Source organism: Streptomyces sp. YIM 98790 (assembly GCF_011421595.1).
Classification (GTDB): Bacteria; Actinomycetota; Actinomycetes; order Streptomycetales; family Streptomycetaceae; genus Streptomyces.
The window spans coordinates 1-10,516 of record NZ_WTLH01000018.1 but is presented as its reverse complement, the minus strand read 5'-3'; the positions used below and the strand labels follow the sequence as shown (position 1 = coordinate 10,516).

General features: G+C 76.3%; 3 protein-coding genes. All 3 read right to left on the bottom strand.

Annotated features, from left to right (window positions below; translation table 11 throughout):
* Positions 1 to 2: 2 nt before the first annotated feature.
* A complete protein-coding gene (locus GQS09_RS05460; protein ID WP_165984837.1) occupies positions 3 to 263 on the bottom strand; it encodes an acyl carrier protein in 261 nt (86 codons plus the stop codon).
* 11 nt (positions 264 to 274) lie between these two features.
* Positions 275 to 1,168 carry a 3-hydroxyacyl-CoA dehydrogenase family protein gene (locus GQS09_RS05455; protein WP_165984836.1) on the bottom strand — a complete coding sequence of 298 codons (894 nt, stop codon included), beginning with the start codon at positions 1,166 to 1,168 and terminating at the stop codon, positions 275 to 277.
* Positions 1,169 to 1,269: 101 nt separating this feature from the next.
* Positions 1,270 to 10,401, bottom strand: a complete 9,132-nt coding sequence (locus GQS09_RS05450; RefSeq protein WP_165984835.1) for a type I polyketide synthase — start codon at positions 10,399 to 10,401, stop codon at positions 1,270 to 1,272.
* Positions 10,402 to 10,516: the final 115 nt, after the last annotated feature.

Below are 10,516 nucleotides of genomic sequence, written 5' to 3'. Positions count from 1 at the left end.
GCTCACGCGGTCGGGACGGCGGTGGCCGGCCGCAGCCGGTTCACCAGCTCGGTCATCGCCTTGACGGTGCGGAAGTCGTCCAGGCGCAGCTCGTCGTTGGGGATGCGGATGCCGAAGGTGTTCTCCACGAACATCACCAGCTCCATGGCGAACAGGGAGTTGATGTAGCCCAGGGAGAAGATGTCCTCGGTCTCGGTGATCTCGGCCTGCGGGAAGCGGGCGGTGATGAAGTCCAGAATGCGGGCGCTGGTCGTGTCGGACATGGCGGATGACCTCACTTGGTGTCGGTGGTGACGGAAGCGGTGGAAGCGGCGGGGGAGGCGGGAGCGGCGTAGGTGTAGAAGCCGCGGCCGGTCTTGCGGCCGTGGAGACCGGCGTCCGTCATCTGCTTCAGCAGCGGGCACGGCCGGTACTTGCTGTCCGCGTAGTGCTCGTGGAGCACCTCGACGCTGTAGAGGATGGTGTCGACGCCGATCAGGTCGGCGGTCTCCAGCGGGCCCATCGGGTGGCCGAAGCAGCCCCGGAAGACCTCGTCCACGGCCTCGGCGGTGGCCACCCCCTCGTGCACCAGGAACGCGGCCTCGTTGACGGTCAGCATCAGCACCCGGTTGGAGATGAAGCCGGACGCGTCCTTCACGTCCACCCAGCGCTTCTCCATGCTGCTCAGCAGCTCGCGGGTGCGCGCCACGGTCTCCGGCGAGGTGTGCACGCCGGGGATGAGCTCCACGACCGGCTTGGCGGGGACGGGGTTCATGAAGTGCACGCCGACCACCCGCTCGGGCCGGCTGCCCACCGAGGCCAGCCGGGTGATCGGGATGGCCGAGGTGTTGGCGACGAACACCGTCTCCGGCCCGCAGACCTGGTCCAGCTCGGCGTGCACCGCCCGCTTGGTCTCCCAGTCCTCGGTGACGTTCTCGATGACGATGTCCGCCTTGGCGAGCGGGCCCAGGCCCACGGCCGTGGTGATGCGGGCGAGCACGGTGTCCGGGTCCAGGGCGGGGCCGCCCATCATCCGGCTGAGCCGGCAGTTGCGGGCGATGGCCGTCCGGGCCTGCTCCAGAATCCGTTCCTCCCGGTCGACGAGCACCACCTCGTGACCGACCTGGGCGAGGTTCTGGGCGACACCGATGCCCATCACCCCCGCGCCGACGACTCCGATGACCGACATGACGTTCCCCTTCCGGGTGTTTCCGAGTGCTGGTGGGCGTGTACTGAGGTGCGGTGGTGCGTGTGGTGCGTGTGGTGCGTGTGGTGGGTGGGTGCGGTGGGTCAGGGGCGGCGCCGGCGGGCGGCTGCCGCCCGCACCCCGGAGCGGCGCAGCCGGGCCTGCTCGGCACCGTCCCGGCCGGGGGCCGCGGCCGCCGGCGCGGGCGTGCCCTCCACCAGCCGGGCCAGCGCCGACACGGTGGGGGCCTCGTGGATGACGTGCGGCGGGAGTTCCGCGTCCGGGAAGGACTTGCGCAGCGTGCCGAGCAGGGTGATGCCCAGCAGCGAGGTGCCGCCCAGCTCGAAGAAGTTGTCCAGCACGCCGACCCGTTCCAGACGCAGCGCGTCGGACCAGGCCCGCGCGATGGCCTCCTCGGCCGGGCCCTGCGGCTCCCGGTACGGGGTGACCAGGTCGGGCCGCGGGTGGCGCTCCCCGGTGTCCGGCGCGGACGGGCCCTCGGTCAGCGACGCCACGCTGAACCGGGCGGCCACGTCCGCCACCGCGGGCAGGTCCTGGGTGGAGACCACGACATGCGGCTCGCCCGCGGCCAGCGCCCGCAGCAGGGTGCGCCAGCCCTGGTCGAAGGCGATGCCGAAGCGCGCCCGGTGCTCGCGGAAGTAGGTCTGGATGTTCTCCTCGTAGCCCGACAGGCCCTCGTCCCAGGCGTTCCAGGTCCATTCGCCCCAGGCCACCGAGACGGTGGTGCGGTGCCGGTCCCGGCGGCCGGGCGCCCAGGCGTCCAGGAAGGCGTTGGCCGCGCAGTAGTCGACCTGGCCGGGGCCGCCGCCGGTGACCGAGGTGATGGAGGAGAACAGCACCAGGAAGTCCAGCGCCACGCCCGCCCGCTCCAGGGCCGCGTCCAGGGCGCGGCTGCCGGCCAGCTTCGGGGCCAGCACCTGCTCGGCGTCGCCGGGCTGCTTGAACTGCATCAGCCCGGTGCCGGGCACCCCGGCCGTGTGCAGCACGCCGTGCAGCGCGCCGAACCGCTCCCGGGCCAGCTCCACGGCCCGCAGCACATCCGCCGGTTCGGCCACGTCGCCCTCGACGATCTCGACCTCGCCGCCCTGCTCCAGCACGTCCAGCACCCGCCGGACCCGGGCCCGGATCTGCTCGGGCGCCTCGGCGGTCCCGTCCGCGATGGACCCCCACCGCTCGCGGGGCGGCAGCCCGCGCCGCCCGAACAGCACCAGCCGGGCGCGGCAGGCGCGGGCCAGGTGCTCGGCCATGGCCAGGCCGATGCCGCCCAGGCCGCCTGTGATCAGGTAGACGCCGCCCTCGCGCAGCACCTCGCGGGCCGTGGCGTCCGGGTCGGCGGGCGGCAGCGCCTGGTAGGTGGGCAGCCAGCGGCGACGGCCGCGCAGCGCGACGGTGCGTCCGGGCGCCCGGCGGTGCAGTTCCGCGGCCACGGCCGCGGGGTCGGGGTCGGGGACGGTGTCGATCAGCCGGGTGGAGACGGTCGGGTACTCCATCGGGATGACCAGGGCGGGGCCGGTCAGGGTGGCCGCGTCGGGACGGAGTTCGGCATCGTCCAGGACCCGCTGGGTGCCGCTGGCCACGATGTCCAGCGCCCAGTTCTCCAGGCCGATGTCACCCGCTCCCCGGGCCAGGGCCACCAGGGTGTGCAGGCCGAGGGCGAGGGTGTCGCCGTCCGGGGCCAGGTTCCACAGATGGACCACCCGGTCGGGCAGGGCGCCGGCCGCCTTCAGATCGCGCAGCAGGGCCAGCGCGTCGGCCACATTGCCGGGGCGGACGGCGGCGACGGCCGGGCCGTCCCCGGAACCCGTGGCCGGGCCGGAGCCCGTGGCGGGCGCGCGGTAGGCGTCACCGGGCCGGACCAGGGTCAGGCGGGCACCGGTGACGGACGCGGCCCGGGCCAGCTCCCCGGCGATCCGCTCGGCCGCACCCTCCCGGGTGAAGACCAGCCAGGAGCGGGCGGTGGCCAGGGCGGGCGCGGTCCCGGCCGGGGACTGCCGCCACACCGGCACATGCAGCCAGCGCTCCTCGGGCAGCAGCGGAATCCGGTCGAACTCGGTGAGCGGATCGGACGTGCCCTCCGGCAGTTCCGGCATGCCCGGCCCGGTACCTGCGGCGGGAGCGGCCGGGCCGGCCCCGGCGGCCGCGGTGCCCGCGGGCGCGGAGACGGCGGGAGCCGGGTCGATCCAGTAGCGCTGCCGCTGGAACGGGTACGTCGGCAGCGGAATCCGCCCGGTGCCCGCGCCCCGGTGGTGGGCCGCCCAGTCGATGTCCGCGCCCAGCAGCCACAGCCGGGCCAGACAGTCGGCGAACACCTGGTCGTCCGGGCGCCGGTCGTTGGCCGCGGGCAGCGTGGAGGTGATCATCGGCCAGCGGGCGGGCGGACAGCCGCCGCCCCGCAGCAGCGCGCCCAGCGACTGGCCCGGTCCGATCTCCACCACGGCCAGCTCCTCGTCGGCGAGCAGCGCGCCCGCCGCCCGGTGGAACCGCACCGGCTCGCACATGTGCCGGGCCCAGTAGGCCGGGTCGGTGACCAGCGCGGCATCCGCCTCGGCACCGGTGACATTGGACAGGTAGGGGATGGCCGGCGCGTGAAGCGTGATGTGCTCCCGAATCCAGGCGGTGAGCCGGCCGGCCAGCGGGGCCAGCATCCGGGAGTGGAAGGCGTGCGTGGTGCGCAGCGGACGGCAGACCGTGTTCGCCGCGCGCAGTTCCTCCGCCAGCCGGTCCAGGGCGTCCGCCGGGCCCGCCACCACGGTCAGCTCCGGCCCGTTGAGCGCGGCGACGTCCACGCCGAGGGCGGCCGGCGGGAAGCGGCGGCGCAGCTCGTCCTCGGGCAGCGGCACGGCCGCCATGGCCCCCGGCTCGGCGTGGCGCGCGATGAGCGCGGCCCGGTGGGCGACCAGCGCCAGTGCGTCGTCCAGGGACAGCACCCCGGACAGGCAGGCCGCCACGTACTCGCCGAGGCTGTAGCCGAGCATCACCGAGGGCCGCACGCCCCACTCCATCAGGGTGCGGGCGAGCGCGTAGTCCACCGCGAACAGCAGCGGCTGGACCACCTCGGTGCGCTCCAGCTCGGCCGCCCGCGCGTCCTGGCCGCCGCCGGGGCCGCCGGGGCCGCCGGGGCCGCCACGGCCGAGCAGGGCCACCAGGTCGGGCCCGGCGCCGCGCGGCCCGGTCAGCAGCTCGCCCAGGCCGGCGGCCGGGCAGTCCTGCGGCAGCCGGGCCAGGCAGTCGTCCAGCGCGGCCCGGAACACCGGCTCCCGCCGGTAGAGTTCGCCGACCAGGCCCGGGTACTGCTCGCCGACCCCGGCGAAGAGGAACGCCACCGGCCGGTCGTCGGCGGTCTCGGTCCGCCCGGCCGGGCCCTCGTCGAGCGCGGTGACCGCGCCGGCCAGGGTCTCGGCCACCGCCACCCGCCGGTGCTCGAAGGTGCGGCGGCCCACCTGGAGGGTGAACGCCACGTCGGCGAGCCGCAGATCCGGGTTGCCGCGCAGGTGGCCGGCCAGCCGCCGCACCGATGCATCGGCCGCGTCCGCGGTGCGCGCGGACACCGGCAGCACCTGGTGGCGGCGGACGGTCGCGGGATCGGCGGGCGGCGGGGCGGGCCGGCCGGGCGGCTGCTCCACCACCACGTGGACGTTCGTGCCGCCCATGCCGAGGGAGTTGAGGCCGGCGATGCGCGGCCGTCCGGTCCCGTCGCCGCCGTCCTGCCAGGGGGTCAGTTCGCCGGCGACCCGGAACGGGCTTCCGGCGAAGTCGATCTCCGGGTTGGGTTCGGTGAAGTGCAGCGTGGGCGGGATCAGCCCGTCCCGCACCACCATCGCCGTCTTGATCAGCCCGGTGGTGCCGGCCGCCCGGTCCAGGTGGCCGACGTTGGGCTTGACCGAGCCGAGCGCGCAGTACTGGGTGCGCCCGGTGGGGCCGAAAGCGCGCGTCAGGGCGGCCACTTCGATGGGGTCGCCGAGGACCGTACCGGTGCCGTGCGCCTCCACATAGCCGACGTCCTCGGCGGTCACCCCGGCGTCGGCCATGGCGTCGGCGATCACGGCGGCCTGGCCGGTCACGCTGGGCGCGGTGTACCCGACCTTCAGGGCACCGTCGTTGTTGAGCGCCGAGCCCCGGATCACCGCCCAGATGTGGTCGCCGTCGCGCAGCGCGTCGCCCAGCTTCTTCAGCACCACCACGGCGGCCCCGTCGCCGAACATGGAACCGCGGGCCTGCGCGTCGAAGGCACGGACATGGCCGTCGGGGGATTCCTGTCCGCCGGGGCTGTGCAGGTGGCCGACCCGGTCCGGGACGCGCACCGACACGCCGCCGGCCATCGCCATCTCGCACTCGCCGGCGCGCAGCGCACGGATCGCGGTGTGCACGGCCACGAGGGACGTCGAGCAGAAGGACTGCACGGCCACGCTGGGGCCGCGCAGGTCGAACAGGTAGGAGACGGTGGTGGTGAGGGCGTCCTTGTCGTTGCCCATGACCAGCTCGTAGATGCTGGCGTCCTCGTCGGAGGTGAACCGGCCGGCGATGCCGAGCAGGTAGGTGCTCAGGTTGCAGCCGCCGAAGACGCCGACCCGGCCGCGGTGTTCGGGGCGGCAGTAGCCGGACTGCTCCAGGGCCTCCCAGCAGACCTCCAGGAACAGCCGCTGCTGGGGGTCGGTGAGGGCCGCCATGCGGGGGCTGAGGCCGAAGAACCCGGCGTCGAAGCCGGTGATGTCGTCCAGCACCGGGCGGGCCGCGACATAGGCGGGGTCACGGGCGACCTCGGGGGCCACACCGGCGGCGATCATCTCCTCGGGGGTGAAGAAGCTGATCGACTCCACGCCGTCGCACAGGTTCCGCCAGAACGCGCCCACGTCCCCGGCGCCGGGGAAGCGCCCGGCCATCCCGACGATGGCGATGTGCCGGTCCCCGTCCGGGTCCGGCTGCGTGGCCGGCTGCGCCGGCACGGCGGCGGCGGGCCCGGCAGTGGTGACGGACGCGGTGACCTCCGGGACCTCCGGGACCTCCGGGACCTCCGGGGCGTTCAGGGTGTTCGGGGCGGGGGTTTCCGGTCCTTCCCGGGGTGGGGCCGGCGGCTCGGCGGCCGGCGCGCCGGCCCCGACGACGGTCGCCAGATCCCGAACCGTCGGCTTGTCGAACAGCGTCACGGTCGGCACCGCGACCCCGAACTCGTCCTTGACCAGACCAAGCATCCGCAGGGCGAGCAGCGAGTTCCCGCTCAGGTCGAAGAAGTTGTCCCGCACCCCGACCGGTTCCACGCCGAGGACCGACGACCACAGTTCCGCCAGGCGCCGTTCGGTCGCGGTCCGCGGCGCCACATACGGCTGCGGCAGGTCCGGCCGCGGGAACCGGGGCGCCGTCGCGGCCGTCGTCGCCGCCACGGCCGAGGGAGACGGCCCGGCCGTGGGGAGCCTGCCGTCCAGGCCGCCGGCCGCCGCGACCACGGCCGGCCGGGCCAGGTCCAGCACCCGGTCGAACGCGGCGAGCGCCTCCGGCTCGGTCATGGCGTGCGCGGCCATGGCCTCGGCGAGCCGGCCGTCCACCCGCTCCAGCGTGCCCGGCCAGGTGTCCCAGGCCGCCGAGATCCAGCGGGTGCTGCCGCCGGTGCCGCCGGTGCCGTCGCTGCCGCGGCCACGGGCGTGGGCCGCCAGCGCGGCATTGGCCGCCGCGTAGGCGCCGAGCGTCAGGCCGCCCAGCACCGCGGAGGTGGAGGAGAACAGCATGCACCAGTCGGGCCGCCGCTCCGCCGGGAGCGCGTCCAGCACCTCGGCCAGCACCCGGGCACCCCGCACCTTGGCGCCGAAGTGCCGGGCCACGGTGGCCTCGTCCAGGTCCGCCAGGGGCCGCAGGCCGTCCTGGTCGGCGTCGGCGGCGGCGTGGATCACCCCGTCGATCCGCTCGCCGCCCAGGAACAGCTCCCGCATGGCGGCCGGGTCGGTGACATCGGCCCGCGGGGTGACGATCTCGGCGCCCAGGTCACGCAGGTCCTGCAGGGCACGCAGCCGGCCGGCCCGGGAGCCGGGGCCGCTGCGGGAGGTGAGCACGACCCGGCCGGCGCCGCGCCGGATCAGATGTCCGGCCAGGGTGCGGCCCACCACCCCCAGACCGCCGGTGATGAGGTAGGTGCCGCCGGGGCGGATGCCCGGGGCGGCCGGGGCGGTGACCTCACCGGTTGCCTCGGGGGACGCCTCCGGCGCCGGGGCGTAGCCGGGCAGCAGGCGGCGGCCGGCGCGGTGGGCGACGACCACGCCCTCGGCGGGACGGGCCAGTTCCCCGGCGAGCGCGCGGGCCGCCTCGGCGGGGCCGTAGGCGGGATCGAGGTCCACACACCGGCTGTCCAGGCCGGGGTGCTCCTGGCCCGCCACCACCGGCAGGACGGCGAGGGCCGCCTGGATCGCGGACACGGGGGAGCCGGAGCCGGAGCCGCCGGCCGCCTGGCCGCCCCGGGTCGCCACCAGCACCCGCCCCGCACCGGAGGCGAGAGCGGCGGCCACGGAGCGCACGGCCGGTACGGCTTCGTCCTCGGTACGGTCCAGCCCGGACAGATCCACCACCGTGCCGGCGGTGTCCCCGGCGGGGCCGGTGAGGACGGCGTCGGCACCGGACCCGTGCAGCAGGCGGGCCAGTTCCCCGGCCACGCCGCCCCGGTCGGGGATGATCCGGTACCGGCCGCCGCCCGGGGAGGCGGCCGCGCAGGTGCCGGCGTCCGGTGCCGGGTGCCACTCCGGGACCAGCAGCCGCACCCGCTCCTGCCCCGGTTCCCGCTGCCGCTCCGGTTCCGGCGCCGCAGCGGGCTCCGGGCGCGGCACCGGGTCGATCCAGTAGCGCCTGCGCTGGAACGGGTAGCCCGGCAGCCCGACCCGGCGCGGCGCGCGCCCGGCCCGGTAGGCGGACCAGTCCAGGTCCGCTCCGGCCAGCCAGAGCCGGCCGGCCGCCTCGGCCAGCACGGTGGCGGCCGGGCGGGCGTCACCGGCCCCGGGCAGGGCGGCCACCACCGGCAACGGCCGGTCACCGGCGACGGTTTCCGTCTCCGGGCCGAGATGCAGCAGCACGCTGTCGTCGTCCGGCAGCACCGGCCACGTGCCGGTGCCGGCGGTGCCGTTTGCGCCGTTGGCGCCGTCGGCCGGCAGCCCGGCCCAGTGGGCGGGGTCCGTGGCCTGTGCGGCGGTCAGCGGCCGGCCGGTGCGCGGGCAGGCCGCCGGCAGGGCCGGCGGGCGGAGCGTGAGGGTGTCGGCCACCCACCGGGTCAGCTCCGCCCGGCCGGCACCACCGGCGTCTGCGGAGCGCCCGGTCCGCTCGATGCGTTCGGCCAGGGCGAGGGCGTCGGCCGGGGACATCACCCCGGCCAGGCAGGCCGCCGCCGCATGACCGGCCGGGCCGCGCCCGGCCACCAGCGCGGGCTCGACGCCCCAGGAGCGGACCAGCCGGCCCAGGGCCAGCGCCAGCGCGAAAGCCTCGCCGAGGGGCGCATCGCCGCCCCGCTCGCCGGACGGCTCCCGGCAGGCGTCGTACACCGCGCGGAACTCCGGGTCGGCGGCGCACAGTTCCTCCGCGACGCCGGGGCGGTGCGCGGGCACGGTGCCGTCCAGCAGCAGGCGGACGGGCCGGCCGGTGGCGCCGTTCTCGGCGGCCAGCACGCCCTCGCCCCGGCGGAGCGCCCCGGCCGCGTCCGCGGCGGAACCGGCGACCAGCAGCCGGCGGTGGGCGAACACCCGGCGGCCGGTGGCCAGGGTGTGGGCGATGTCGGTCAGCCGGTCCCCGGTGGTCTGCAGGTGCCCGGCCAGGGCCTCGGCGGCCCGGTCGGCGGCCTCGGCGGTGCGGGCCGACCAGACCAGCGGCTCGGCCCGCACGGCCGGCCGCGGCTCCGAGGACGGCTCCGAGGACGGCTCTGCGGGCTCGGCCGGCCCGGGGGCGGCGGCCTGCGGCGGTGCTTCCTCCAGCACCACATGGGCGTTGGTGCCGCCGATGCCGAAGGCGCTCACCCCGGCCCGCCGGGGACGCTCTCCGCCGCGCCGGGGCCAGGGCTGCCGCTCGGTGACCACGGTCAGTTCGGCGCCGCCGTCGGTGAGCTGGGGGTTGGGCCGGTCCAGGTGCAGGGTGGCGGGGATCTCCTCGTGGTGCAGGGCCAGCGCGGCCTTGATCAGGCCGGTGACCCCGGCGGCCCGGTCCAGGTGGCCCACATTGGTCTTGACGGAGCCGATGGACAGCGAGCGGCCGTGGAACACCCGCTGGAGCGCGGTGATCTCGGCGGCGTCACCGAGGGCCGTGCCGGTGCCGTGCGCCTCCAGGTAGTCCACGTCGCCCGGGTCCAGGCCGGCGGCGCCGAGGGCCTCCTCGATCACCGCGGCCTGCCCGTCCACCCCGGGCGCGGTGAAACCGGCCTTGCGGTCGCCGTCGTTGTTGACCGCCCAGCCGCGCAGCACCGCATACACCCGGTCGCCGTCGGCCAGCGCGTCCTCCAGGCGGCGCAGCGCCACCACGCCGACGCCGCTGCCCAGCGGGGCGCCCTGCCCGGCCGCGTCGAAGGCCCGGCACCGGCCGTCCGGGGAGGCGATGCCGCCCGGCTGGTACTGGTAGCCCACCCGGTGCGGCACGGACAGCGAGACACCGCCGGCCAGTGCCACGTCGCACTGGAAGTCGGCCAGGCTGTTCGCCGCCAGGCAGACCGCGACCAGGGAGGTGGAGCAGGCGGTCTGCACGGCCAGGGCCGGGCCGGTCAGGCCGAGCAGATGAGCCGCCCGGGTGGCCAGGGTGTCCTTCTCGTTGCCCAGCACCACACCCATGTCCAGCGGGACGCCGGCCGGGGTGAGATTGCTGGTCAGGTAGGAGCTCCAGGCGCAGCCGGCGAACACGCCGACCGAGCCGTCCAGACGGGCCGGGTCGCAGGCCGCGTCCTCCAGGGCATGCCAGCAGTGCTCCAGGAACAGCCGGTGCTGCGGGTCCAGGATCTGCGCCTCGCGCGGGTTCATGCCGAAGAACTCGGCGTCGAACAGCTCGATGCCGTCCAGGACCGCGCCGGCCTTCACATAGGACGGGTCGGCGAGCCGCTCCTCGGGCACGCCCGCGGCGCGCAGCTCCTCGTCCGTGAAGGTGGTGATGCCCGTGCGGCCGGCCCGTACGGTCCGCCACAGGGCGCCGACGTCACCCGCGCCGGGGAAGCGGCCCGCCATGCCGACCAGGGCGATGTCGGTGGGGGAGTGCTCGGTCAGGTCGGTCACGTCGTCCTCACTTCTGGGAGCCGGAGATCCGTGCGCGGCGCCGTCGGCCGCGGGCCGTGCCGCCGGTCGGCCGGGGTCCGGCCGCCGGGGCGGGCGTGCCGTCCGGCCCGGCAGC

Excerpts from the sequence above, each read along its gene's own strand:
- GQS09_RS05455 (WP_165984836.1), bottom strand. The coding sequence starts at position 1,168 with ATGTCGGTCATCGGAGTCGTCGGCGCGGGGGTGATGGGCATCGGTGTC.
- GQS09_RS05460 (WP_165984837.1), bottom strand. The coding sequence starts at position 263 with ATGTCCGACACGACCAGCGCCCGCATTCTGGACTTCATCACCGCCCGC.